The 21,980-nt window shown below is 61.7% G+C and carries 29 protein-coding genes; 25 read left to right on the plus strand and 4 right to left on the minus strand.

Features of this window, described 5'->3' with window-relative positions:
- Nucleotides 1–552 precede the first annotated feature (552 nt).
- The 21 genes from ACF07D_RS04580 to ACF07D_RS04680 all read left to right on the plus strand — a co-directional run bounded on the left by ACF07D_RS04580 (nucleotide 553) and on the right by ACF07D_RS04680 (nucleotide 19,001).
- Complete coding sequence (locus ACF07D_RS04580; RefSeq protein WP_391504055.1) at nucleotides 553–1,029, plus strand: hypothetical protein; 477 nt, start codon at nucleotides 553–555, stop codon at nucleotides 1,027–1,029.
- Complete coding sequence (locus ACF07D_RS04585; RefSeq protein WP_391504056.1) at nucleotides 1,016–2,677, plus strand: hypothetical protein; 1,662 nt, start codon at nucleotides 1,016–1,018, stop codon at nucleotides 2,675–2,677. The genes ACF07D_RS04580 and ACF07D_RS04585 overlap by 14 nt, the downstream gene beginning before the upstream one ends.
- 11 nt (nucleotides 2,678–2,688) lie before the next feature.
- A complete protein-coding gene (locus ACF07D_RS04590) occupies nucleotides 2,689–4,218 on the plus strand; it encodes a phage portal protein (protein ID WP_391504057.1) in 1,530 nt (509 codons plus the stop codon).
- Complete coding sequence (locus tag ACF07D_RS04595) at nucleotides 4,115–5,404, plus strand: hypothetical protein (RefSeq protein ID WP_391504058.1); 1,290 nt, start codon at nucleotides 4,115–4,117, stop codon at nucleotides 5,402–5,404. Before ACF07D_RS04590 ends, ACF07D_RS04595 begins: the two co-directional genes overlap by 104 nt.
- Nucleotides 5,405–5,493: 89 nt before the next feature.
- A complete protein-coding gene (locus tag ACF07D_RS04600; protein WP_391504059.1) occupies nucleotides 5,494–6,102 on the plus strand; it encodes a hypothetical protein in 609 nt (202 codons plus the stop codon).
- A 9-nt stretch (nucleotides 6,103–6,111) separates the two neighbouring features.
- The gene (locus tag ACF07D_RS04605; protein WP_391504060.1) at nucleotides 6,112–7,047 is read left to right on the plus strand and encodes a hypothetical protein; all 936 of its coding nucleotides are present in this window, start codon (nucleotides 6,112–6,114) and stop codon (nucleotides 7,045–7,047) included.
- A gap of 14 nt (nucleotides 7,048–7,061) precedes the next feature.
- The gene (locus tag ACF07D_RS04610) at nucleotides 7,062–7,619 is read left to right on the plus strand and encodes a hypothetical protein (protein WP_391504061.1); all 558 of its coding nucleotides are present in this window, start codon (nucleotides 7,062–7,064) and stop codon (nucleotides 7,617–7,619) included.
- A complete protein-coding gene (locus ACF07D_RS04615) occupies nucleotides 7,616–8,005 on the plus strand; it encodes a DUF6093 family protein (protein WP_391504062.1) in 390 nt (129 codons plus the stop codon). The genes ACF07D_RS04610 and ACF07D_RS04615 overlap by 4 nt, the downstream gene beginning before the upstream one ends.
- Nucleotides 8,002–8,421 (plus strand): hypothetical protein, encoded by a 420-nt coding sequence (locus ACF07D_RS04620; RefSeq protein WP_391504063.1) that lies wholly within the window; start codon nucleotides 8,002–8,004, stop codon nucleotides 8,419–8,421. Before ACF07D_RS04615 ends, ACF07D_RS04620 begins: the two co-directional genes overlap by 4 nt.
- Nucleotides 8,418–8,825, plus strand: a complete 408-nt coding sequence (locus ACF07D_RS04625) for a hypothetical protein (protein ID WP_391504064.1) — start codon at nucleotides 8,418–8,420, stop codon at nucleotides 8,823–8,825. The genes ACF07D_RS04620 and ACF07D_RS04625 overlap by 4 nt, the downstream gene beginning before the upstream one ends.
- Nucleotides 8,826–9,053, plus strand: coding sequence for a hypothetical protein (locus ACF07D_RS04630; RefSeq protein ID WP_391504065.1), 228 nt, complete (start codon nucleotides 8,826–8,828; stop codon nucleotides 9,051–9,053).
- Nucleotides 9,025–9,525, plus strand: coding sequence for a hypothetical protein (locus ACF07D_RS04635; protein ID WP_391504066.1), 501 nt, complete (start codon nucleotides 9,025–9,027; stop codon nucleotides 9,523–9,525). Before ACF07D_RS04630 ends, ACF07D_RS04635 begins: the two co-directional genes overlap by 29 nt.
- Nucleotides 9,526–9,614: 89 nt before the next feature.
- Nucleotides 9,615–10,091, plus strand: coding sequence for a hypothetical protein (locus ACF07D_RS04640; protein ID WP_391504067.1), 477 nt, complete (start codon nucleotides 9,615–9,617; stop codon nucleotides 10,089–10,091).
- Nucleotides 10,092–10,141: 50 nt separating this feature from the next.
- Nucleotides 10,142–10,492, plus strand: coding sequence for a hypothetical protein (locus ACF07D_RS04645; RefSeq protein WP_391504068.1), 351 nt, complete (start codon nucleotides 10,142–10,144; stop codon nucleotides 10,490–10,492).
- A gap of 281 nt (nucleotides 10,493–10,773) precedes the next feature.
- The gene (locus ACF07D_RS04650) at nucleotides 10,774–13,473 is read left to right on the plus strand and encodes a tape measure protein (protein WP_391504069.1); all 2,700 of its coding nucleotides are present in this window, start codon (nucleotides 10,774–10,776) and stop codon (nucleotides 13,471–13,473) included.
- A gap of 209 nt (nucleotides 13,474–13,682) precedes the next feature.
- Nucleotides 13,683–14,330 carry a hypothetical protein gene (locus ACF07D_RS04655; RefSeq protein ID WP_391504070.1) on the plus strand — a complete coding sequence of 216 codons (648 nt, stop codon included), beginning with the start codon at nucleotides 13,683–13,685 and terminating at the stop codon, nucleotides 14,328–14,330.
- Nucleotides 14,331–14,342: 12 nt separating this feature from the next.
- On the plus strand, nucleotides 14,343–15,464 hold the full coding sequence (locus ACF07D_RS04660) for a hypothetical protein (protein WP_391504071.1): 1,122 nt from the start codon (nucleotides 14,343–14,345) through the stop codon (nucleotides 15,462–15,464).
- A 10-nt stretch (nucleotides 15,465–15,474) separates the two neighbouring features.
- Entirely contained in the window at nucleotides 15,475–16,230 is a 756-nt protein-coding gene (locus ACF07D_RS04665; protein ID WP_391504072.1) for a hypothetical protein, read from the plus strand.
- Nucleotides 16,181–16,930: a hypothetical protein gene (locus ACF07D_RS04670; protein WP_391504073.1), complete on the plus strand. Its 750-nt coding sequence runs from the start codon at nucleotides 16,181–16,183 to the stop codon at nucleotides 16,928–16,930. The genes ACF07D_RS04665 and ACF07D_RS04670 overlap by 50 nt, the downstream gene beginning before the upstream one ends.
- Nucleotides 16,931–18,730, plus strand: a complete 1,800-nt coding sequence (locus ACF07D_RS04675; protein ID WP_391504074.1) for a hypothetical protein — start codon at nucleotides 16,931–16,933, stop codon at nucleotides 18,728–18,730.
- Nucleotides 18,731–18,746: 16 nt separating this feature from the next.
- Nucleotides 18,747–19,001 (plus strand): hypothetical protein, encoded by a 255-nt coding sequence (locus ACF07D_RS04680; protein ID WP_391504075.1) that lies wholly within the window; start codon nucleotides 18,747–18,749, stop codon nucleotides 18,999–19,001.
- On the opposite strand, the gene ACF07D_RS04685 is transcribed toward ACF07D_RS04680, so the two are convergent.
- The gene (locus tag ACF07D_RS04685; RefSeq protein WP_391504076.1) at nucleotides 18,983–19,519 is read right to left on the minus strand and encodes a hypothetical protein; all 537 of its coding nucleotides are present in this window, start codon (nucleotides 19,517–19,519) and stop codon (nucleotides 18,983–18,985) included. The genes ACF07D_RS04680 and ACF07D_RS04685 overlap by 19 nt on opposite strands.
- A 63-nt stretch (nucleotides 19,520–19,582) precedes the next feature.
- Between ACF07D_RS04685 and ACF07D_RS04690 the strand changes: the two genes are divergently transcribed.
- From ACF07D_RS04690 to ACF07D_RS04700, 3 genes are read left to right on the plus strand one after another with little or no spacing between them, the layout of a single operon-like run.
- Nucleotides 19,583–20,221 carry a M23 family metallopeptidase gene (locus tag ACF07D_RS04690; protein ID WP_391504077.1) on the plus strand — a complete coding sequence of 213 codons (639 nt, stop codon included), beginning with the start codon at nucleotides 19,583–19,585 and terminating at the stop codon, nucleotides 20,219–20,221.
- A gap of 3 nt (nucleotides 20,222–20,224) precedes the next feature.
- Nucleotides 20,225–20,563 (plus strand): hypothetical protein, encoded by a 339-nt coding sequence (locus ACF07D_RS04695; RefSeq protein WP_391504078.1) that lies wholly within the window; start codon nucleotides 20,225–20,227, stop codon nucleotides 20,561–20,563.
- 9 nt (nucleotides 20,564–20,572) lie between these two features.
- Nucleotides 20,573–20,842: a hypothetical protein gene (locus ACF07D_RS04700; RefSeq protein ID WP_391504079.1), complete on the plus strand. Its 270-nt coding sequence runs from the start codon at nucleotides 20,573–20,575 to the stop codon at nucleotides 20,840–20,842.
- A 63-nt stretch (nucleotides 20,843–20,905) separates the two neighbouring features.
- Here the strand turns inward: ACF07D_RS04700 and ACF07D_RS04705 are convergent, their stop codons facing one another.
- Genes ACF07D_RS04705 through ACF07D_RS04715 form a run of 3 tightly spaced genes read right to left on the minus strand, consistent with a single transcriptional unit; the run spans nucleotide 20,906 to nucleotide 21,730 of the window.
- Entirely contained in the window at nucleotides 20,906–21,217 is a 312-nt protein-coding gene (locus ACF07D_RS04705) for a hypothetical protein (RefSeq protein WP_391504080.1), read from the minus strand.
- Between the two features lie 53 nt (nucleotides 21,218–21,270).
- Complete coding sequence (locus ACF07D_RS04710; protein WP_391504081.1) at nucleotides 21,271–21,489, minus strand: sigma factor-like helix-turn-helix DNA-binding protein; 219 nt, start codon at nucleotides 21,487–21,489, stop codon at nucleotides 21,271–21,273.
- The gene (locus tag ACF07D_RS04715) at nucleotides 21,452–21,730 is read right to left on the minus strand and encodes a hypothetical protein (RefSeq protein WP_391504082.1); all 279 of its coding nucleotides are present in this window, start codon (nucleotides 21,728–21,730) and stop codon (nucleotides 21,452–21,454) included. The genes ACF07D_RS04710 and ACF07D_RS04715 overlap by 38 nt, the downstream gene beginning before the upstream one ends.
- Nucleotides 21,731–21,785: 55 nt before the next feature.
- On the opposite strand from ACF07D_RS04715, the gene ACF07D_RS04720 reads away from it, so the two are divergent.
- A complete protein-coding gene (locus ACF07D_RS04720) occupies nucleotides 21,786–21,947 on the plus strand; it encodes a hypothetical protein (RefSeq protein WP_391504083.1) in 162 nt (53 codons plus the stop codon).
- Nucleotides 21,948–21,980 lie beyond the last annotated feature (33 nt).

Below are 21,980 nucleotides of genomic sequence, written 5' to 3' on the forward strand. Positions count from 1 at the left end.
AGCAGTCCTGGCTGCCCGACCATCTACCCCAGCAGCCAGGGCAGCCGATGCCCTACCCACAAGGCCATAGCCGATAGGGCCAGAGGAACAGCCGCCCAACGCGGATACAACAGCAAAGGACACCGCGCATTCCGAACCGCAGTCATCCAACGCGACCCCGTCTGCGTCGCCTGCCACCTCCGCCCCAGCAACGTAGCTGACCACCACCCACACGGACGAGACGAGCTCATCGAGCTCAACCTCAACCCCAACGACCCACAATACGGACGCGGCCTCTGCGAACCATGCCACGCCAAAGCCACAGCAGCCAACCAACCAGGCGGCTGGAACAAGGCGTAGCCCCCACCACACCCCACACGGCCCCCAGGGGGTACCCCCAGGTCAGCGCCAAGGCGAAGTACCGCCGGGGAGGGTGAAAAAACGTCAGAGGGGTTCAAAATGTTTCAGGATGCCCCGTGGAGGGGCGGACCATCCCGGAGGTGCAGCATGGCTTCTGGTGGCCGTAGGGCTCGTTCTGGGCCTGCTCCTGACCCTCTTTCACGTACCTCTCTGGTGAATGGGCGCGAGTTCACGATTCTGCCGCTCGAGCACAGTGTTGTTGCTCCGGAGTATCCGTTGCCGAAGCTGTCGCAGTACGACGAGTATTTCTCGGACGGCAAGAAGATCCGCGAGTTCGACGCGGCCGAGACTGAGGCAGTCCGTGAGGCAGAGCTGGCGATGTGGGAGCGCTTGTGGGTGAAGCCGCAGGCGGTGATGTGGGCTCGGCTTGGTCTGGTCGACCAGGTGGCAGCGTATGTGCGCGCCTACATGGAATCCACTGGGCAGAACTCGAACTCTGGCCTCAAGACTGCCGCCATCCGTATGGAGGCGGAGCTAGGTATCTCGACTTCTGGGATGTTGCAGAACGGCTGGGTGTTTGAAACGCCGGCTGGTGAGCCTGTCCCGGATCCAAAGCCGCCGAGGGGCGGTGTGAAGAAGCAGACCGGTACTGGTTCGTGGTTGGAGGCGGTGAAGGTTGAAGAAGCCTGACTACGTCATCCCGCCCCGGACCGAAACGCTCGGGCATTTGTGGATCTGGTGGATTGAGCATCACTGCGTCATCCCAGATGGAGACGACGCCGGCGAGGCGTTCGTGCCGTCGCTCGATCACAGCGTGTATCTGGCGAACTGGGGGCGCATACGGCCAGGCGCGAAGCTCGGAGATCGTGCTGCAGCGTTCGTGTACCGTGTTGGCCTCTGGGTCGCTGCGCAGAAGGTAGGCAAGAGCCCCGGTGTGGCCGCTGAGACGTGCCTCGAGTTCGTGGGGCCCGCCTTGTACGGAGGCCGCGCTGTCGAGGGCGAACGGTACGAGTGCCCGTTCCCCAAGTGCGAGTGCATGCACGACCCCTACTTCTACATCGAAGGCGAGCCGAAGGGGCGCCCGTGGGCAACTCCCCGGATCCAGCTTGCCGCGGTGGTGGAAGATCAGGTCGAGAACACGTGGGGCGCTCTTGTCCCGATGATCGACCTCGGTCCGCTCGCGAACGTCATCCCGAAGACAGGCGAGGCGTTCATCCGGCACCCGAACGGGAACCGTGACTCGCGTATCGAGATCGTCACTTCGAAGGCCGACGGCAAGCTTGGTGCGCGAATCTCTGCAGGCAAATGTGACGAGACAGGCCTGTGGACTGACTCGAATAACATGGCCAAGTTCGAGCGCACCCTTCGTCGTGGCGCTGGCGGTATGGGCGGCAGGATCTCGCATTCGTCGAACCCATACGACCCGGCCGAGAACAGTGTGCTGCAGCGGCAGATGGAGTCGAAGCAGAAGGACATCCTGAAGCATCACTACCCACCGCCGGCCGCGTGGAACTTCAAGCTCAAGAAGGACCGCGAGCTGATCTTCAAATGGAACTATGCGTCATCGCCGTGGGTGGACCTGCGAACGGTCGAGGCTGAGTCGGTCGCGCTGATGGAGACCGACCCTGCGGAGGCGGAACGCTTCTTCGGGAACCGGATCGTTGCTGGCCGTGGCTCGTGGCTGGAAATGGCGAAGTGGGAAGAGCGCGTCGCTGCCTCCCCTGTCACTGTGAAGCCGCGCACGAAGATCTGTCTCGGGTTTGACGGGTCAGACTCGGACGACCTCACCGGCATTCGTGCGGAGACACTCGACCAGTACCAGTTCACACCGCGCTACGGGGACGACCGGAAGCCAACCCTGTGGGACCCACGCGACTGGCAGCAGCGTGTCCCACGGTCTGAGGTGATGGCAGCATTTCGAGAGGTCGCGACCGAGTTCGAGATCGTGCGTGCCTACCTGGATCCGCCGTTCTGGACGACAGAGATTGACCTGCTCGCCGCAGAGTTTGGCGAGAAGGTCTTCCTGAAGTGGTTCACGAACCGTCCGTCGCAGATGCACTCCGCACTCGAGCGATTCCGTACCGACGTGTACAACGCCGACACGGAGTTCACTCACGACGGAGACGAGGTCGTGGCAACACACCTCCGAAACGCTGTCATCCGGGCCGGCAATGTCGACCCGGTCACGAAGATCCGCAAGTACACGATCGGCAAACCCGAACAGCACCAAAAGATCGACTACGCGATGTCGTCAGTCCTTGCACACGAAGCCGTCATGGACGCAATCGCAAGCGGCGCCCGCAACCAGACCGACGACACGAACTACGTCTACTACTGATTGGAGGCCGCGTGAAAACCCTCCATGCAGAGAAGCTCCGCGACCGCATTTACGAGCGGCTCTCCGCCCGCCGGCAGACCGTCCTGGATGACGAGAGGTACTACCGTGGCGAGCAGCCGCTGTCATTCGCTACTGAAGAGTGGCGCAAGGCAAACGCGACCCGCTACGCAGGATTCTCCGACAACTGGTGCGGCACTGTCGTGAACGCCGAAGCTGAGCGCCTCGACCCGATCGGCGTCTCGGGGATTGGCAGGAAGGCTGCGTCGAAGCTGTGGGACGAGCTGCGCAGGAACGAGTTCGACTCGCAGTTCTCGCAAGGAGCTGTCACTGCACTCACCACGTCACGCTCCTACATCATGGTGTGGGCCGACAGTGATGGTGAGCCGCTTGTCACGGTGGAGCACCCGGCGCACGTTGAGGTCGAGTACGACTGGGAGAACCCGCGCCTGCGAAAGGCCGCCCTCAAAACGTGGGTGGATGACTCGGACGAGTTCGCGACGCTCTACACGGCAGACTCCGTTTTCAAGTGGAAGCGGAAGCGCCCTGAGGTCAAGAACGATCGCGAGGCGCAGGCTGCTCAGGCCCGGTCCGAGGCGAGCTCTGGTGGCGGGTGGGAACCTCGCACCGGAGACCGTGATGACGCGTGGCCGATCAGTAACCCGCTCGGTGTCGTCCCGGTCGTCGAGCTCGCGAACCGCCCGACATTGCTCGGTGAGCCCGTGTCGGAGATCCGTGGCGTGAAGCCGATGCAGGACGCAATCAACCTGTTGTGGGCGTACCTGTTCCTCGCGGCTGACTATGCGTCGATGCCTGCGAGGGTCGCGACAGCTACAGGGCCGCCAACGATCCCAATTCTTGATGACACAGGCAAAGTCATCGGGTCGCGGCCGGTCGAGATGAAGGATCTCGCGGAGAAGCGTCTGCTGTTTCTGCAGGGCGAAAACGCGAAGATCGACTCGTGGCCGGCGGCTGAGCTCGCGGTGTTCACGAACACCATCGAGATCGATGTCGGGCACATTGCCGCGCAGACTCGCACTCCCCCGCACTATCTAGTCGCGAACAAGGGGCTATCCAATCTGTCAGGTGATGCACTCACTGCGGCTGAGATCGGGCTCGTGCAGAAGGCGAACGAATTCATCACGTTCACGAACCCGGCGATCCGTGAAGTGCTGCGACTTGTCGCGCTCGTACGCAACGATCAGAAGCTTGCCGGCAAGGCCCAGCTCGCAACGATCGTGTGGAAGGACCGCGAGATCCGTTCACAGTCGCAGCTTGCTGACGCGCTGTTGAAGAAACGGCAAATGGGGTACCCGTTCGAGTTCTTGCTCGAGCAAGAGGGCCACAGCCCGTCAACGATTGCTCGGATCTTGCAGATGCGTGAAGAGGAACTGGACGATCCGCAGCTTGCTGCTGCGATGCGACCGTATGGGGGCGACGATGGCGACTCCGCAGGCGGCGATTCGGCAGTACAAGAGGCAGCAGCAGATCACCGCGGCTACGGTCTCAGCGGTGACGCGCCTGTGGGCGAAGACGGGGACTGATTTCTCCGAAGGGTGGCGGCAGATTCGAGCTCGAGCGATCGAGACGATGCAGCTGGGCCGTGCTGCCGCCATCCACGCCGCAATCCCGTACACGTCCGAAGTGCTCGCGGAGACGCGCCAGCACAGCACGCCGTCTGGCGCGCTCGTGCCAGCCGCGTTTCTGGAAGTAGCACCGAACGGATACCTCGTTCAGGACACTCTCGACCGGCTACCTATCGTCGCAAAGCAGGCCGTTGCCGGCGGCGCGACCGGGCTTGAAGCTCGTGCGCAGGCCTCCGCATGGCTGTCAGGCGTGACGCTAACGATGCTCGCAGATACCCGCAGGGACGTCTTCCACACCGACATGGTGCAGCGCCCACAGCTCACCGGATACGTGCGCATGCTGAACCCGCCGTCGTGCGACCGCTGCGTGATCCTCGCCGGGAAACGATTCCTGTGGAATCAGGGCTTCCAGCGCCACCCGAACTGTGACTGCATCCACATTCCAGCGTCGGAGCAAGTCGCCGGCGACCTCACCACAGACCCCTACGCCTACTTCAATAGCCTGGACCAGGCCGGCCAGAACAGGCTCTTCGGGAAGCATGGCGCGCAGGCAATACGTGACGGCGCGGACATCTACCGTGTCGGAAACATCCGCACACGCGGTCTCGGCACCGCCTCAGGGAACCGCCGCTACGGCACCCCATACCGGCGCACCGTCGAAGACATCTACACGCACGACCGCGCCCGGAAGTTCGTGATCGAGAACCTCCGCTACCACGGCTACATCACCGGCCCCCAAACCCCTGGCGGCAACATCCTTGGGAACGACCCCGCAGGGCGCGTTCTCGCGGCCGGGCGCGGCCGTGGCGCGTACACCGTTGGTGGACAAGTGGTCACGACGAAACGTGCATCGACGTTTGACGCGGTCACTTCAGGACAGCGCGACCCGCTGAATCGATCAACTATGACAGCCGCAGAACGCCGCCTCTATGACGCGCACTATCGCGCCCAGTGGGCGGAGGCCGGGTACCGGCCAAACAGTGTCGGCGCGAACAGCGCAGACCGTGGGCTCGGCCTCAGGCCCATCACGCCTGCTGAGGCTGCGCGGGCGCGAGAGACGCTGCAACGGCAGGTAGCTATCGCCTACGACCAAGCGGTCTCACCCGACCAGGTGCGTGAGCTCGCCCGCCTGCTTGGGCTTTGAACTTCCACACGAGATGTGTGGTCGCCCCTCCGGGGGCAAACGCCATACCCGCCGGGTGTGGTTTTCGCTAGATGGAGGGGTGAACCCGAATGGAAACGGAAACGACTGAGACGGTCGAGACCGAAGAGACCGAAACCGATGCCGTTGAGGCGCCGGAGGAAGTCAACACCGAGGACGTAGTCGAAGATCCGACTGCCGGCCTCAAGACTGCACTGCAGAAGGAACGCGCGGCCCGCAAGGCTGCCGAGAAACGTTCCAGGGAACTCGAGCAGGAGCGAGCCGACCGCGACAAGTCCGCGGACGAGAAAGCGCTCGATGACGCGCGGCGTGATGCCGCAGCCGAGGCAACCGCGAAGGCGAACAAGCGCCTCATCGCGGCCGAGTTCCGATCTGCTGCAGCGAAGCGAGTGAAGGATCCGCGCATCGCCGCAAAGCTTGTCGATCTCGAGGGCATCGAGGTTGACGACGACGGCGAGGTAGACGCGGACGGAATCGCGGCCGCGCTCGATGCGGTCCTGGAAGAGTACCCCGACCTGGCCCCGTCCAGGTTCGAAGGTACTGCTGACCAGGGCGCCCGCGGCAAGGCGGCGGCACCCTCCCAGCTCACTCGTGACGACCTCAAGAACATGACCCCGCAGGCGATCCTCAAGGCCGAGAAGGAAGGCCGTCTGGACCGCCTCAAGGGCAAGACCAAGTAAGGAGCAACTATGTCTGTTGCATCGTTCATCCCCGAACTCTGGGCCGCGAAGCTGCTCGAGAAGTACGACGAGAACCTCGTCTACACGCAGCCGTCAGTCGCGAACCGCGACTACGAGGGCGAGATCGCGAACCAGGGCGACACTGTCCACATCAACCAGATCGGCGACCCGGACGTGCGCACGTACGACCGCAGCCAGGACATCACCTTCGATGACCTCGGCACGACCGATCAGGAACTCAAGATCGACCAGGGCGACTACTTCGCGTTCTACGTGAACGACGTCGACAAGGTGCAGGCCAAGGGCGAGCTTGGCGGTCCTGCCCTGACCCGCGCGTCGCTGCAGCTCCGACGCAAGTCGGACACCTTCGCCGGTGGCCTCCTGAAGGCGGGCGCACACGCCGACAACAAGCTGGGCCGCCAGAAGATCGTGTCGGGCGGCACCCAGATGGCCGGCGCCGGCCAGATCACCGCGTACGACGTGCTCGTGGAGCTCGGGCTCAAGCTCGACGACCAGGATGCACCCGAGGAAGGCCGCTACGTTGTGGTCGACCCCGGCTTCATCGCCGCGGTGGCAAAGGACGACCGGTTCATGCGCGTCGACGCGTCAGGCAACTCGGACGTGCGCCGCAACGGCGTCGTCTACCGTGCTGCAGGGTTCGACATCATGCGCACCACGGCTGTGCCGAAGCTCGGGGGCAGCGGCGCTGGCAAGGACGACAAGGTCCTCATCGCCGGCGTCCCCGGTGCCTTCACCTTCGCGAACCAGATCCTCAAGACCGAGGCCGGCCGTCGCGAGAAGGGCTTCGACGACTTCGTCAAGGGCCTCAACGTGTACGGCGCGAAGGTCACGATCCCCGAGGGCATCGCAACCGCAACCGTCGAGGCGTACGAGCCCGGCACCGGGTCGCAGATGGTCGTCATGGCCGGGTCCCCGACCCCGTAGCACGGAGGTGACTGGTGTTCGCTGAAGCCAAAGATCTGAGCAAACGCCTCAAGCGTGAGTTCTCACCGGCAGAGTCTGAATGGCTCGATGAGCTCCTCGCGGACGCCACCGCCTACCTGCAGCGAGAGATCGGGCAGCAGGTCGCCCCACGGCAGACGGTCACGTTTTCGGACTGGCCGTCTGCCGGCTGGGTGGATCTCCCGCAATGGCCTGTCGTGTCGGTCGACGCGGTGGAGCGTGGCGGCGTTCCGGTGGCGTTCGAGGAACGCCCAGGGCGGATCCGTGTCGGCTCTGACTCGAAAGTGGATGTAACGTTCACGTTCGGCTATTCGGAGCCGCCACGCGACCTCGTAGCGCTGTGCTGCGCGCTCGTTTCCCAGCAGCTGCTGCTTGTGGAAGCGGAACTGGGGTTGTCGATCGGTGGGCTGTCGTCCGTCGCGCTCGATGACTTCAAGATCGCGTTCGCGGACGGCGGCGAAGGGACAGGGCTGACGCTGCCCAAGGTCACGCTCGATGGCCTGAAACAGGCCTACGGACGAGGCACGGTCACGCAAGTGGAAGTGAACTCATGATCGGGGGCGTGCTCGGGATGGGGCGCCGCATGGCTGAGGCCCGCATGACAGAGACCGTCACAGTGGGCAGGTACGAGAGGGTCCGCCCACCAGGCAGCTTCGATCCAGTACTGACGCTTGTCGAGACCTACTATGCGGGACGAGCTCGGGTGAAGTTCCCGTCCGTCTCCGCAGACGACAAGGCACCGGCCGGGCAGCAGTTGGCTGAGACTCGTATCGTCGTGTCGCTGCCGGCTGGCGCAACGCTGGCCCCGACGGGCGCATTTGTTCGTGTTGATGCGTCGGATGTCGACGCTTCGTTGACTGGGCGGATGTTCCGTGTGGATGGTCCCGCACAGGCAGGTCAGACCACCGCGCACAGGTACCCAGTGACGGAGGAATCATGAGCGATGACCTTGACGGCTTGATTCATGATTTGGGCGAGTTCCCAAAGCACGCCGGACGATTTGTTGAGTCCGCGCTCAAGGGAACTGCTCAGGGTATGAAAGAGGACTGGCAGGACCTCGCTAAGGGGCCTTCTGGTGGGCACGCGAGACAGTATCCGCCGTCGATTGACTACGACATCACGAAGTCGGAGTTTCCGAGGTTTGAGGCCGAGGTCGGACCTAACCTGAGCCGCTACGGCGGGAAGACTGGTAAGGGAGGATTGACCCCTTCTCTGGGCATCCTCGAGGAAGCAAACGGCGGGGTGATGGCTGCGCCGCAAAATCTGCGGGCGGATGTCGTTCGAGCAAACGAAACAGACTTCGTTCGCGGCATGGAGAAAGCTCGTGAAGATGCGTTGCGGAGGGCCGGACTGTGATCACTGAATGGGAAGCAGCCAAGGCTCTACTTGAGTCCGTCGGGCTGCAAGGGCGAGTGAGAGACGCACCTACCGACGACAAGGGAGAAGTGGTGCGGGCTGACTATGTGGTGCTGTACGGCGCGGGGCCTGATGGTCTCGGTGACGGCCGTTACGGGACGGTCCCACGTCCCGAGTCAGATGCCGACTACGAGTTCTGCGTCAGAGGCATCTCTGGCGATGCTCACGGTGTTCGCCTTCTGATGGAGCGGGTACTGCTCGCAGTTGGGCGAAAGCCTGTCGTTGCGGGCCGGCGTACTGACCCTGTGACGATCTCGTTTGAGAAAGCGAAGGTCGACAATTCCGTGTCCCCGCCACTGCATTTTCAAGATGCGTGGCTGAAGTTCACCTCAAGGAGGGGCTGAATGGCGGAGTTCATTCGCGTGGAGTCGCTGGTGACTGGTCATCAGTTCGACATCCACGAAGAGCAGTTCGACGAGGCCGTGCATAAGCGGGTCAAGTCGAAGCGGTATCCGCCGTCGAAGCGGGTGCGGCGCACGAAGTTCAGGGCTGGCAGAGTGCCGGCCCTTTCTGTTTCCCCGGCTGGGGAGGAAGGAGCGACCGATGTCGCGAGTGATTCCGAAGGCGATTAAGACCGCCGGCACCCGCCGGGTACTGTTTGTGCCCGGTGGTGTTGCTGACAAGAAGGCCATCAAGAAGACCGAGGTTGACTCGGCGAAGAACGTGTCCTGCTATCTGACACAGTTCAACCAGACCGCCGACCAGGCCGCGATCCAGGACCGCCGGTACTGCTCGTCCCAGGTGTTTGAGATCCCGGGCGAGAAGACGAAGAGCCTCGAGACGATGTACACCTTCAACCTTGGTGAACCAACCGAGGACGAGGCGCGGATCGCTCTCAAGGAGGGCACTCGGGGCACGATCATCCGGTTCCTGCAGAAGGACGAAGATGACGACACCTTCGAGGCTGACGACTGGTACGACGCGGTCGACGTCGAGTGCGGTGAACAGATCGTCGTCGAGGGTGAAGAGAACGCGCTGGATCGCATTAAGCAGAAGATGTTCATCCAGTCCGAGTGGGAGCCGTTCGCGCAGCTCGCCGCCTAACAAAACTCCCGGGGGCGGGGTTGCCCACGAGCCTCTCCCCCGGGCTCTTCTCTTTGTGAAGTCGTGGAATCGTGGATGGAGATTTTGATATGTCCTTGAAGACGAAGCTGAAGGCGCGCAAGGCGGAGTACCTGGATCTGGTGTTTTGCCTCGACCGGCCCCTGATGAAGGAGCTCGAGAAGGCTCGCCGCGATCACGAGACCGATGCGGCTGGCCGGTTGGCTGCGCCGAAGAACACAACGGTGAAGGACCTCGAGAAGGCGGTCGCGGAAGCGTCCGTCACGATTCGCGTCGCATCGCTGCCTTGGGAGGCGTACAACGCGCTCATGCTGGAACACCCTGCCCGCGAGGGGCACGATGAACAGTTCGACGCGTCCACGTTCTACGCTGCAGCCGCGAAAGCCACCGCTGAGGAAGTCACGGCGAAGAGCACGGTCCCGATCCCTGAAGAGGATTGGGATGAGTTCATGTCAGGGCTCACGGACGGCGAGTACGACCGTCTCGCCGGCGCGGTAGTTGCGGTGAACCGTAACACGGCGACGGTGAACATTGCCCCTTTAGCGTAAGGCTCCGCACCGATAGGCGGCTGCTGCGTGATCTCCGTATTGCTAGGGATATGGGGATCGCGCCGAGCCGTCTATGGGGCAGCGAGCCTGCTCGCCGGATCGTGCAGCGCGGCGAAGAGTGGGTAGTCGAGCAGGAGCCAGAGATCAGCAAGGAAGACTACGAGCTCCTCGCTGCCCTCTACGAATACGAAGCGTCAGTCGACACGCATGGTTTCCCGCTCGAGGAGTCCATGTCGATCCTCGCGGACCCGTTGAACCCTGAAGGTACTCACCGGTATGAGGCGCGGCCTGTCCGCAACTGGGCTGATGACGCTCTAGAACAGGCAGAGAAGGATCCCCGCTATTCGGGCGAGAACTACTCCTCAGCGCGCAAATGGCGTGTCTACAAAGTGGACCGCTGATCGCCCTGTTGCTGGCCAGCGTTGAGACCTGCCTCATAGGCGCGCTGGAGTTCCGCTTGGCGGAGTCCTTCGTTGTATGCGCGCTGGAGCTCTTCATCAGCAGAGGGCCTCTTGGATGCGCGGCTCACAGCGTAGACGACTACGCCAACAATGATCAGTCCAATTACTAAGCCGAAGATCAGAAGGTGGATTGGCGCGAGGTTGCCAAGCATATACAGACCCCTTCGAAGACGGAACTATCCCCCTCACTCTAGGGGGTTTTCTCATGTTTGGGGGCCTCGATGGCGGATCGCATAGTCAAGATCAAGCTTGATGCTGATGCATCGGGAGCGGTGCGCGGATTTGGTGCCGTTCGTGATGCGGCAGCCGAAGCTAAAGCGAAAATGCATGAGTCCGCCAGGTCTCAACGCGAGGAGTGGTCAACAGTCGGTACGGGACTGACTGCGGTAGGTGTCGCGGTCACCGGAGTCGGTGTTGCGGCACTGAAGACTGGCATCCAGTACAACACCTTGCAGCAGACGACTCGTGCGGCGCTTTCAACTCTGTTGGGGTCGGCTCAGGCTGCGAATGCGCAGATGGACAAGCTTGATGCGTTCGCCAGGAACTCACCGTTCTCGAAGCAGACGTTCATTTCTGCTCAGCAGCAGATGCTGGCGTTTGGTATTGAGACGCAGAAGGTGATTCCGTATCTCGATTCGGTGCAGAACGCTGTCGCTGCGATGGGTGGATCGAACCAGCAGATCTCTGAGATTTCGTTCATCATGTCGCAGATTTCTGCGGCGTCGAAGATTACTGGCCAGGATCTGATGCAGTTCGGGCAGCGTGGTATTAACGCTGCCGAGTTGATCGGTTCTCAGATGGGGAAGACTGGCGCTCAGATCCGGGCCGACATCACGGCTGGGACGCTCGATGCTGATAAGGCGCTTGATGCGCTGGCGGCTGGCATGGACGCAAAGTTTGCTGGTGCTGCAGCGAATGTGAAGAACACGTTCGAGGGAGCAATGGACCGGGTGAAGGCTGCCTGGCGCGACTTTGCGTCTGAGCTTGCCCGTCCCCTTGTAGACCCGAACGGCGGCGGTGCCCTTGTCGACCTCCTCAACTGGACCGCGGACGCTATGCGAGCGTTCGAGGATCTTCCTGAACCAGTCAAGACGACGATCTCTGCACTCACCGGCATCGTTGGCGTATCGGCTCTCGTGGGTGGCGCGTTCATGCTTGCGCTGCCAAAGTTCCTCGCGTTCAAGGACGCTCTTAGAGACATCGGGGTAACCGGAAGCGTGGTGAAGGGCGGGCTAGGAGGCGTCGTCAATTTCCTAGGAGGCCCGTGGGGCATTGCGCTTCTCGCGGCCGCAACAGCCATGCAGGCATTCAACGCTCAGATGCAGGAGTCCAAAGCCACTGCCCAGGAACTCAAAATGGGCATGCAGCAGGGTGCTGACGGCTTCACAGTGATGCGCGCGGAGTCCGAGAAGGGTATGAACATTGGCTGGATCTACGATCTGACAGCCAGCTTGGACAATCTCGGCACTGTGCTTGAAGAGAACGCAAACTACGCCAACGGATTTACGAAGTTCCTCAATCAGAACTTCGATGCCAAGGCAGCGATCGACAACGTTCGCGAGCTCGGCGGAGTCCTCGCGGAGATCGCAACAGAGGATCTACCGCTCGCGCAGACAAGGTTCGCTAAGTTTGGCGAGAGCGCCAACCTCACAAAGGATCAGCTCGCGCTGGCTCTCGACGAGATGCCCGCGTTTAAGTCCACTCTCCTTGATTATGCGGAGGCGGCGGGCGTTGCAACTGACGATTCGTCGCTTCTAAAGCTTGCCCTTGGTGAGATCGACGCGACTGGTCCTCAGAACTCCCTTGAAGCTCTCGCGGGAGTTGCGTCCGAAACTACAGACGCGATCTCTCGCCTCTCTGACGAGATCCTCGGCTTCGGGTCCGCACAAATCGATGCAGACAGAGCGGCGATCTCGCTCGAGCAGAAGATCTCGGCTCTGAATAGGATCGTCGCGGAGGGCAGCGGGAATCTCGACATCATGGGCGAGTCCGGCCAGAAGACCGAGAGCGCCATGCTGGACCTCGTCGAGGCGGCAGGCAAGAGTGCTGATGCAATCCTGAAGTCCTCGGGGTCTCAGGAAGAAGCTACGGCAGTGCTCGACCGAGCTCGCCAGGTTCTGATTGACCACAGAACTGCACTTGGCGACAATGCTGCCGAGGCCTCGGCTTGGGCGGATGCCCGGCTCGCGTCTTCCAGCGTTGTTACCAAGGCGCTCGAGGAAGTAACCGCAGCGGCAGAGGCTATTCCACCTCAGAAGGGCGCGAATGTCTCGACGGACGCGGAGAACGCCACTGGCAAGCTGAACGCAACGAAGGGTGCGCAGGACGCTATCAAGCCGAGTGTGACGGCGCACGTCAGCGCGGATACTTCCCAGGCGCTCGGCCCGTTGCAGGCGATCGGGCAGTGGCTCGACCGTATCTCGGCGGGCGCTCACGCGACAGTGACAACTTCTGGCGGCTCGACCGGTGGCGGGTCTGCTGGCGGTGGAGGTAACGGCGGCTCGTCGGGCGGTCGCGCGTACGGCGGCACTGTCGGCTTTGCTCAGGGCGGCACCATTCCCGGGTATGCGAGCGGCGACACTGTCGGCCTCGGTGGTGGTGTCCGCCAGGGCACTGTCTGGGGTGTCGGTACGGCAAAGTCTGACTCGATCACCGTGAACCTGTCTCGTGGTGAGGAAGTCATCCAGGAGCCGTACGCGTCACTGCACCGACCTCTGTTGAAGGCGATCAACCGGGGCGATTTCGTGTCCGGGACGCCTCAGGCGAAACAAGTTGTCATCGTCCGTGAGGTCGGTGACGTGTACGTCCAGAACCCAGTCACGGGAGCGTACTTGCTGTCGAAGATGGCGGACGTTGCTGACGCGAAGATCGATGGTTATGCGACTGAGCAGGCTCGTGCGGGCCGGATGGCGGGGTATTGATGTCGTGGATTCTGTCTGTCGGGTCTCGGTCGCTCGAGTTCCGTGGTGATCTGTCTGGTGTCGGGTTGATGGGTACGCCGCAGGTTCGACCGTTGGTTGAGTTTGATGCGTACGCGAATGCTCGCGGTGATGGGCGTCGTTTGGGGCGCGTGTATCGGCGTGGTCAGGTCGTGTCTTTCAGTGTGGAGGCGCGGCCTGACTTGCGTCCGATGGGTGACGTGTGGCGTGACCTGTTGGGTGTGTGGCGGGCTGATGAGATCCGTGACCGTCCTGGCGTTCACGCGTCTCTTATGGCCCCGTCTGGGCGGCACGTGTTGGGGATGCCTGTCGAGCTCGACCCGAACGAGGAATACCGGCTGTTCGACACGAACCGTGCCGTGCTGTCGTTCGAGTGCGTGGATGACCTTTGGTACGGCCCGGAGGAGCAGACCACTATCCGGTTTGTTCCTCCCGTGTCTGGCGGGCTCACGTTCCCTGCTGAGGCGCCGTTCACGTTCGATTCTGGGCCTGCAGTGCGGAACGCATCAGTGCAGGTGACCGGTGACGTGTCAACGTGGCCCGTGTTTGAGATCAAGGGGCCAGTCACGAACCCTGAGGTCGACATTGTTGGCGTCGGGAAGTTGATCTTCTCCGTCAGCCTGGCGTACGACCAGACGTTGCGAGTAGATACGAGGCCGTGGGCTAGGTGGGTGAAGCGTGACGGGGCTGCGTTCCCTGGCGCGCTGTCCGCTTCTGGTGCGCGTCTATCTGACGTGTCTCTCGCTCCTGGCACTTATCAGGTGTTGCTGCGCGGGTATGACCCGACTGGCACCGCTGAACTGCGGGTCTCTACATGGCCTGCCTTTACGAGCTTCTAGAAGGAGTACATCATGGGCTTTTATGTGCCGTGGGTGATTAATGGGGCGAAGCATTCTGCGCGCCTGTTTCGGCGCGAGCATCAGCTGAATGTGGGCGACGGGTCTGGGATTGCGAGGCCCGCGGATTTGAAGGTGCAGGCGCTCAATGTTCCTGGGACCGGGTTTCGGGTGGCTGCTGGTGGCGCGACGGCTCAGTCGCGTGATTCGGTGGCGGCGTCTCGCGAATCGTATGCCGTCGTGAATGATGCCCAGATCGTCGTGTCTGACGTGCCGGGTACTGGGTCTTCTGGTGCGCGGCGGGATCTTGTGATTCTTGAGATCACGGATCCTGAAATGGAGTCGAAGACGTATCCGCGACCGGCGAATGACGCGGGGTGGCAGGACGGCAACAATTTCTGTCGTGTGACGGTGATCCCGAATGTGGACTCGTTGGTGCCTGCTGCGCAGCGTCCGGTGAAGTCCCTCGATCAGATCACTACGGGTGATTGGGCGAACGTGACTGGGGTGACGTTGGCTGCGATTAATTGGCCGGCGTCTACGGGGACGATCACGAACGCGATGATTGAGGATCTGCGTGAGGTGCAGTCGCCTCGCAGGTCTGAGCTCACGTTTGCGCGGCCTCGTGTCGCAGCCGACGACGGTCCGCAGAACTTCTTGACGAAGCGAACCTCGAATGGTGGGGAGTACTTCCCCGGCGGCGGCGGGTATGCGAACCAGTTTGAGGCGTTCATTCCGCCGTGGGCTACACGCATGATTCTCGAACCTCATTGGATGAGTGTCAGGTACGTCGGCGGGAAGAACGTGTGGGGTCGGTATTGGATGGAGTTCGGCACTGAATACCGTTCGGGGACGTGGCCTGGCAAGCAGCAGTACGAGTTTGCGACGCAACAGTTCCAGTTCGATGCTGCCGAGAACGGGAACACGCACCGCACGAACTGGCCGCTCATGGACAATGTCGCAGTCCCGGCAAAGCTCCGCGGCAAGAATGTGACCTTCGTGTTCAAGGCCGGGCTCGGGAATGAGAAGCCGACGCCGAGTTTCCCGGGTGACGGCGTGAACATGGATGCCCTGTCAGGGCTCGGCTGCAAGCTCACGTTCGTTGAGACAGCGCTCACGTGGGAAGACGCCATCTAGAGGAGGCAGCATGCTCCGCTACATTGTTGAGCGCATTAGTGATGGGAAGTTCCTCGAGTTGGAGCTTCCCATCACTGTTTCCGGGGCGGGCAGGAAGCTGGGCGGGGCGGGCTCGTTCTCGGGCGAGATCGCCCCAATCTTTGACGTGTACAAGTACGCCGGTAGTGACGCCCTGATTGACCCGCTCGCGACCTATATTCACGAAGATGCTGACGGCGTGATCCGCGGTTCGTGGATTGTGACGCGGACGGAGTTTGAGGGCGCGATCTGGCGGATCGAGGGGCAGGGCTTTTCGAGTTTCTTCTCCGGCCGCCCGTACGAGGGCGAATACCGGGGCGTGAAGGTCGACCCGATCGCAGTCGCCCGGCACGTCGCCGAGCATGCGCAGAACATGACTAGCGCGGATATCGGCGTGAAGGTCGTGGGGTCGTCGTCGCTGCGTGTCGGAACTGACTCTGACACGCAGCTTGCCGCTGCCGAGGCGGTTCTGAAGGAAGCAAAGCGAGCCCGCACCGAGAACACAAAGGCCCGAACGTCGAAAACGAAGACGAAGCAGGCGCTCACGAAGTCTCACGAAGTCTCACGATGCGACTATCAAAGCATTGCAGGCGACATCGAAGGCTCGTCTCGAGGCGTTGCAGGCGCTCCGGAAGGCGAAGGCACCGGCCGCACAGATCGCTGCAGCGCAGACGGCCCGCAACAACGCGGTACAGGCCGTGAAGACTGCGCAGGCCGCGAAGAAGGCCGCCCTCAAGCCTGTCAATGACGAGCTCGCCGTCATTCGGGACGCGTTGAAAGCGGACACGAAATCGGTCGACCAAGCGCAAGAGAGAGTGAAGACCGCGAAAGAAGCGGTCGATGCTGATGGTGGCGCGTGGAAGATTCTCTGGTGGGACACTCCGGACTGTCTGCAGTCGATGCAGGAAGCGATCGACGAGGCCGGCTACGAGTGGGTCGAATGGTCTGGCTGGAATGCTGACCGGTCGAAGGTCTTGAAGGAGATCCGCGCGTTCCCCCGTGTCGGGCGTAAGCAGGATGGGCTCGCGTTTGTTGAGGGCGACAACATTATTGAGCAGGTCACCATCGAGGCCGACGCTGCGGACTACGCGAACACGGTCGTCGCGACCGGTGCTGGCGAAGGCAAGAAAGCACTCCGTGTCACGTTGTCTGTCGCCTCGACTAGGCGGCGCCGCGTATACGTGCTGGACGCGAAGGAAGTCACGAAACGGTCCGTGCTTGAAGGGCTCGCCCGTTCGGAGCTTGCAGCACGCTCGCAACTCTTATCGATCGCTGCAGTTCGTGTCATCAACCACCCGAATGCTGAGTTCGGCACGTTCGATGTGGGCGACACGATCCTGATCGACACAGACGGCACGGGTGCTGGCCGTCAACGTATTTGGCGGCGCATCGAAGAGTTGGAGTGGGTCGGCACTGACGTGTGCGATCTGATGCTGGGAGGAGTGTAGATGCAGAGTCTCACGCGCAAGATGGCGTTGCGTGCGTCGTCTCAGGTCGCAGCGTCCGCGTTGAACGCGTCGAAGGCGCTCGCCCGGACTGGGCAGGTCGCGCGCACCACACTCGAACTTGGTGATACTGATGTGTTCCTTGACGAGGCCCTCTCATCAGCAGCGGACACGTCCGAAACGGTCGGCGAGCATGAGGGCGAACTCGAGGGGTCGCGCGAGCTCACCGATGATGTGGTTGATGTCCTCCCGGACATGACCGAGGACGCTTGGGAAGCGGAGGACGTTGGGCAGATCGCCGCTGATGGGGCGGACTGGGCGGCAGAGTTTGCCGCTGAGCTAGAGGTTGAGCTTGAGGCCGCGAAGGTGGAACTCGAGCAGGCTCTCACAGAAGCACACGATGCGCTCGAAAAGGCAGGCCTGGCGCGCTCTGAGGCGGCGCAAGCTGTCGCTGACGCTGCGGCCGCTGCCGACGCTGCAGCACAGGCCGTGCAGGACGCTCTCGCGGCATCCCAGCTCGCTGAAGGCGCCGCGCCTTCATGGAACACGGCCGACCCGGTAGCGGCTGACGCGGCAGGAAAGCCTGTCGGCGCGATCTGGTACGTGCGCAACACTGCCGGCAACGTGATCCGCATGTGGGAGCTCACCGCTCTCGGCTGGATCGCGCGCCCGTTCGATGAGACAGTCATCCCGCAAGTCGCGATCGGGGCCGGCACGTACGGGTCTCTCGCGGGTGATCGTCTCGTGGCGAAGTCGATCACGGCAGCGCAGATCAAGGCGCTCGCGATCACCGCAGCAGAGCTCGCCACGAACTCGGTGACGGCGGTGAAGATCGCAGCGAACGCGGTCACTGCTGACAAGATTCTCGCTGGCGCGGTCACGACGGACAAGCTCATCGCGCTCGCTGTCACTGCTGAGAAGATCGCTACCGGTGCGATCATCGCTGACAAGATCGCTGCCGGCGCGATCACGACGGCAAAGCTCGCAGCGACTGCTATCGACGGTATGACGATCACCGGTGCGCTGATCCGAACTGCCGCTACTGGGCAGCGCATGGAGTTCAATGTTCACGGGTTGCGAGCAATTGCCTCGAATGGTGCTGTCACTGCAAGCATTTCGAGTGCTTCAGGAGGGATGCTGGTCTCTGGGCCACTGATCTCTCAAGGTACCGGCGTGTCGACTGTTCTTCGCCCCGAGCAAATCCAGATGTCTCAAGACGGAGTTGGAACAGACCGGCAGTCCACAGTCATCGGCCCAGGGTCGATCAGCGCAAACGTAGACAATTTCAACCGAACTGTCGGGCTGCATGCTTTCGGCGGCAACCCGCGTCTCACTCTCGGTCACTTTCCGGAGGGCTCAAGCTGGACGAATTTTGAGATCGCGCAACGAGTCGACAAGAGTACAAGGATTTGGTCTCCAGGCCGGATCGACGTGTGGGCAGACGAGGTAGAGGGAGTCGAGTTTTACGCGCCGGTCAAGTTCCTCGGCGACACCGACTGGCGCACTTTCACAATGTCTGGGTGGACAACCCAGATGGGTGCTCCCCCAAGTGTTCGCGTGAAGAACGGTGTCATCTATTTCCGTGGAGTCGTGTCGCACGCCACATTTGACGGCGGGTTCACCACAGTTGGCACGCTCCCAACTGGGATCCCCGCGCCTGTGGGATATGCGACGGCAACCATCACCACGAACTCGACGTTCGAAACCAAGATGCGTGTCACCGCGGATCGCCTCATCCAGATCTGGCGCAACGGAACGTCCGGAGCGTGGGTGTCACTCAACCCGATGTTCTACACGCCATAACGACAAGGAGTAATCGATGACGTATTTGATTCAGCACCAGATCTCCGAGGACGAGGCGCTGAGGAATCGCGTGACAGCGTGCGCCGCATTCGAAGGGGTCGAGAACCCTGCAGCGTGGGCGTTCGAACGCCGGTGGGAGTTGTCGGCGCAGCCAGGCTGGGCAGAGGCCTACCGCGAGTCGACTGCCGAGCTTCCCGGCGCTGACGAGTCAGCGGTGACAGACGCCATGATCCTTGACGGTGTGAAAGCTGTCTATTCTGCTGGGAACTGACGCGGCAGCCGCAGGCGTTCACGTGAATAGCGGAAGAAGGCGAGCTGCTTTTTGTAACGCAGAACTCCAAAGGCTTGCTCAGGGTGTTCGGCGTTGTCGAGAAGCGGTATGTAGTGCTCCCACAACATATCTGTCTCCGGCGGAACCCTTGGGGGCACTAGCCAAGTGTCGATGAACTCGCCGGGCCGGAGCTGTTCCGTGCTCCATGCCGACTCGGAATTGAGCGCCCAAGTTGGGTCAAAGTTCCAGGTGATGGATAGATCACGCGCGGTGGACTTCCCCTTGTTTGTCACTCTCATCGGCACGGACGTTCCCGAATTGTCATAGTCGCGGGTTACCTCGATGTGAATATCTGGCGCACTCAGAATGCCTGAGTTCCTGGTAGCCAACCACGCGATAAAGACTGAGGCCACCGATATCAAGATCGAGGCCAGAGTCACCCACAGCGGAGTAGGAGTATCTAGAAACGGCTGCGAAACATCTGCCTCTGGCACAAGCTGCCCATCAAAGAAGCGCATATTTCACATCATATTCGAGCACCGACACCGTCGGTGCTCTCCTCATTTAAGGAAGGAGCACGCATGGCAATCGTGCTATCGCACCCCATCCCTGGTGCGCCGCTCTCCGACGCCTTCGGCTGGCGTGACACTATCCCGGGCGTCATCGGTGCCGGCCTGCACAACGGGCAGGACTACAAGGCTGACACGGGTGACCTCATCCGTGCAGCGCAAGGCGGAACAGTCGTCTACAACGGCTGGGACCCGACCGGCGGCGGCTGGATGATCCGAATCAACCATGGCGGCGGATACCACACGCTCTACCTCCATATGCGCGAGCAGTCGCCCCTCGTGAGGGTCGGCCAGCAGGTCAGCGCCGGTGCCGGCATCGGCTACGTCGGATCCTCCGGCGCATCCACCGGGCCTCACCTGCATTTCATGCTGGAGAAGAACGGCACCTACGTCGACCCGGTGCCGCACATCAAGACACCGGCCAAACCAAACACCTCAAAGCCCGCATCCGGGCAGGAAGAAGACGAAGACATGATTTTCATTCGCAGGAACGACCAGGCCAAGGTCTACGCATGGTCACCACTCCGTGGCACGAAACGTCCCGTCGGAACGACCGAATGGAACGCGATCCGGCGGGCGTATGGCGCTGCGGGGCTGAAGCTGCCCCTCATAAACACGACCGCTGCCGAGACGAAGCACTTCGGGATCTAGCGCGTGAGCGACCCCCGAACCGCCCCTCAAGGCGTCGTAATCGGGCTGCCGGCGATCTATGCGCAAGTTCAAGAGACAGACGACAAGGTCGACCTGTTGACGAACAAGATTGGCGAGCTCGTCGCGGTGAACCGGCGCCTCGATTCACACTCGACGACGATCGCTGAGCATGACCAGCGCATCGACAAGCTCGAGATCGTTCAGGCGGTGTTGCAGGCGCAACAGAAACCTTCCACGCCGTGGCCGTCGATCGTTACCGCGGTCGCCGCAATTCTCAGTTCTCTCGTCACGATCGGCGCGCTCCTGGTTATGGGGTCGAAGATCGCGGCGGCGCTTAGTTAGGAGGCCGTTTTGGCTGAAGATTCGAAGTCTGTTCAGGTCACGGATGCGGTGGTGCGTACGACGCTGCTGCCGCTTGTTGTGACGCTCATTGTTGATGTTGTGCTCCGCACTACTGGCGTGGATCTTGGCGGGTATCAGACGCTTGTCGCTGCTGCTGCCGGTTACGTCGGTTACGCGGTCGTGCGGTTCCTTGAGGTGTATGTGTCCCCGAAGTGGGGGTACATTCTTGGCCTCAAGGTCGCGTCTGCGCCGACGTACAAGGGTCGCTACGCGGCCTAGAAACACAAATAGCCCCCGTGCTCACTCCCGTTATGGGAGTTGAGCACGGGGGCTATTTGTCGTTTATGCGGCGTTGACACCGTTTGGTGGCCCGACCCTGGTGCGGCCTGCGGCATTCACCCGCTCAAGATCCCACAACACCGAGGCATTCGCAGCCTCGAGTGTGTCGTGCTGGCTAATGACTCGCCGCTTGGATGGTTCGGGGTGCCATTGCTGGACGAAGAACAGGGGTACGTTGTCGCGGTTTGCGAGGCCGACGATCATTGCGACGGGTCGGTCTTTGGGGTAGCGCATGACGGCCCATAGGTTCGAATCGATTTGCACGTATGGCATGCGTTCGCGTTCGATGTCGTTGGTTTTGTCGGTGCGCGTCATGGCTTCCTCCGTTCGAAACTTTGTTCGAACAGTGTACGTCTGCACGCTGACATTCACGCCTGGTTGCGGAGCTCTTCTGCTTTCGCGTGGACGCGCGCACGGAGCTCGGCGATCTGCTCTGGTGTGCGTGCTTGGCTCAGTATTTGTGCGATGCGTGTCCGGGATAGGCCGACTTGTTCGCCTATTTGGGCGTGAGTGAGGCCTGCGCTCCGTAGCGCGAGGATACGTTCCCGGTCAGGCGATGGTTTGGACGTGCAGCATCTGCCAGCCATCGGGCACGAGAGCGTTGAGCTCGGGCATGGTTGCGGCCTCGATGACCTGTGTCTGGTCGCGCCGCTGATACGTGCCGGCCGCAGTGATGACGCCGCCAGTTTTACCCATCTTCACGGGCGCTTTCACGAGATCAAACCCTGTGGGTCGGTTCGCTTCGAGCTGCGCATGGACGTCCTCGAGCGACTCCCCCGACGCTTCAAGCTCGACGGTTTCAACAAGACGGATCGTGGCACGCAGCATGCCTCTGAGACTATCCCCTTCCCGCCACACTACCCATCTCGGTAAGGTGAGCGGCATGAGCTACTTCAAGTGCATCGGCTGCGGCGCAAAGGCAAACACCTTCGCAAACCCCGAAACGGGAGAAGTGGCCCCCGTTAACTGCCCGAATCCAAGATGCGAGAATTTTGACGCGTTCATAACTGGGGCAGAGAGCTTTATCTACGTCACCAACGTTTAGCTTCTCCTTGAGCGGCGGTACGCACATCAGGGG

The organism is Leucobacter sp. NPDC015123 (assembly GCF_043080205.1).
Classification (GTDB): Bacteria; Actinomycetota; Actinomycetes; order Actinomycetales; family Microbacteriaceae; genus Leucobacter; species Leucobacter aridicollis_A.

Coding starts and splice junctions, on each gene's coding strand:
- ACF07D_RS04595 (WP_391504058.1), top strand. CDS start 4,115: ATGGCGACTCCGCAGGCGGCGATTCGGCAGTACAAGAGGCAGCAGCAG.
- ACF07D_RS04600 (WP_391504059.1), top strand. CDS start 5,494: ATGGAAACGGAAACGACTGAGACGGTCGAGACCGAAGAGACCGAAACC.
- ACF07D_RS04605 (WP_391504060.1), top strand. CDS start 6,112: ATGTCTGTTGCATCGTTCATCCCCGAACTCTGGGCCGCGAAGCTGCTC.
- ACF07D_RS04615 (WP_391504062.1), top strand. CDS start 7,616: ATGATCGGGGGCGTGCTCGGGATGGGGCGCCGCATGGCTGAGGCCCGC.
- ACF07D_RS04620 (WP_391504063.1), top strand. CDS start 8,002: ATGAGCGATGACCTTGACGGCTTGATTCATGATTTGGGCGAGTTCCCA.
- ACF07D_RS04630 (WP_391504065.1), top strand. CDS start 8,826: ATGGCGGAGTTCATTCGCGTGGAGTCGCTGGTGACTGGTCATCAGTTC.
- ACF07D_RS04635 (WP_391504066.1), top strand. CDS start 9,025: ATGTCGCGAGTGATTCCGAAGGCGATTAAGACCGCCGGCACCCGCCGG.
- ACF07D_RS04640 (WP_391504067.1), top strand. CDS start 9,615: ATGTCCTTGAAGACGAAGCTGAAGGCGCGCAAGGCGGAGTACCTGGAT.
- ACF07D_RS04645 (WP_391504068.1), top strand. CDS start 10,142: ATGGGGATCGCGCCGAGCCGTCTATGGGGCAGCGAGCCTGCTCGCCGG.
- ACF07D_RS04650 (WP_391504069.1), top strand. CDS start 10,774: ATGGCGGATCGCATAGTCAAGATCAAGCTTGATGCTGATGCATCGGGA.
- ACF07D_RS04655 (WP_391504070.1), top strand. CDS start 13,683: ATGGGTGACGTGTGGCGTGACCTGTTGGGTGTGTGGCGGGCTGATGAG.
- ACF07D_RS04660 (WP_391504071.1), top strand. CDS start 14,343: ATGGGCTTTTATGTGCCGTGGGTGATTAATGGGGCGAAGCATTCTGCG.
- ACF07D_RS04665 (WP_391504072.1), top strand. CDS start 15,475: ATGCTCCGCTACATTGTTGAGCGCATTAGTGATGGGAAGTTCCTCGAG.
- ACF07D_RS04675 (WP_391504074.1), top strand. CDS start 16,931: ATGCAGAGTCTCACGCGCAAGATGGCGTTGCGTGCGTCGTCTCAGGTC.
- ACF07D_RS04680 (WP_391504075.1), top strand. CDS start 18,747: ATGACGTATTTGATTCAGCACCAGATCTCCGAGGACGAGGCGCTGAGG.
- ACF07D_RS04685 (WP_391504076.1), bottom strand. CDS start 19,519: ATGCGCTTCTTTGATGGGCAGCTTGTGCCAGAGGCAGATGTTTCGCAG.
- ACF07D_RS04690 (WP_391504077.1), top strand. CDS start 19,583: ATGGCAATCGTGCTATCGCACCCCATCCCTGGTGCGCCGCTCTCCGAC.
- ACF07D_RS04705 (WP_391504080.1), bottom strand. CDS start 21,217: ATGACGCGCACCGACAAAACCAACGACATCGAACGCGAACGCATGCCA.
- ACF07D_RS04710 (WP_391504081.1), bottom strand. CDS start 21,489: ATGGCTGGCAGATGCTGCACGTCCAAACCATCGCCTGACCGGGAACGT.
- ACF07D_RS04715 (WP_391504082.1), bottom strand. CDS start 21,730: ATGCTGCGTGCCACGATCCGTCTTGTTGAAACCGTCGAGCTTGAAGCG.
- ACF07D_RS04720 (WP_391504083.1), top strand. CDS start 21,786: ATGAGCTACTTCAAGTGCATCGGCTGCGGCGCAAAGGCAAACACCTTC.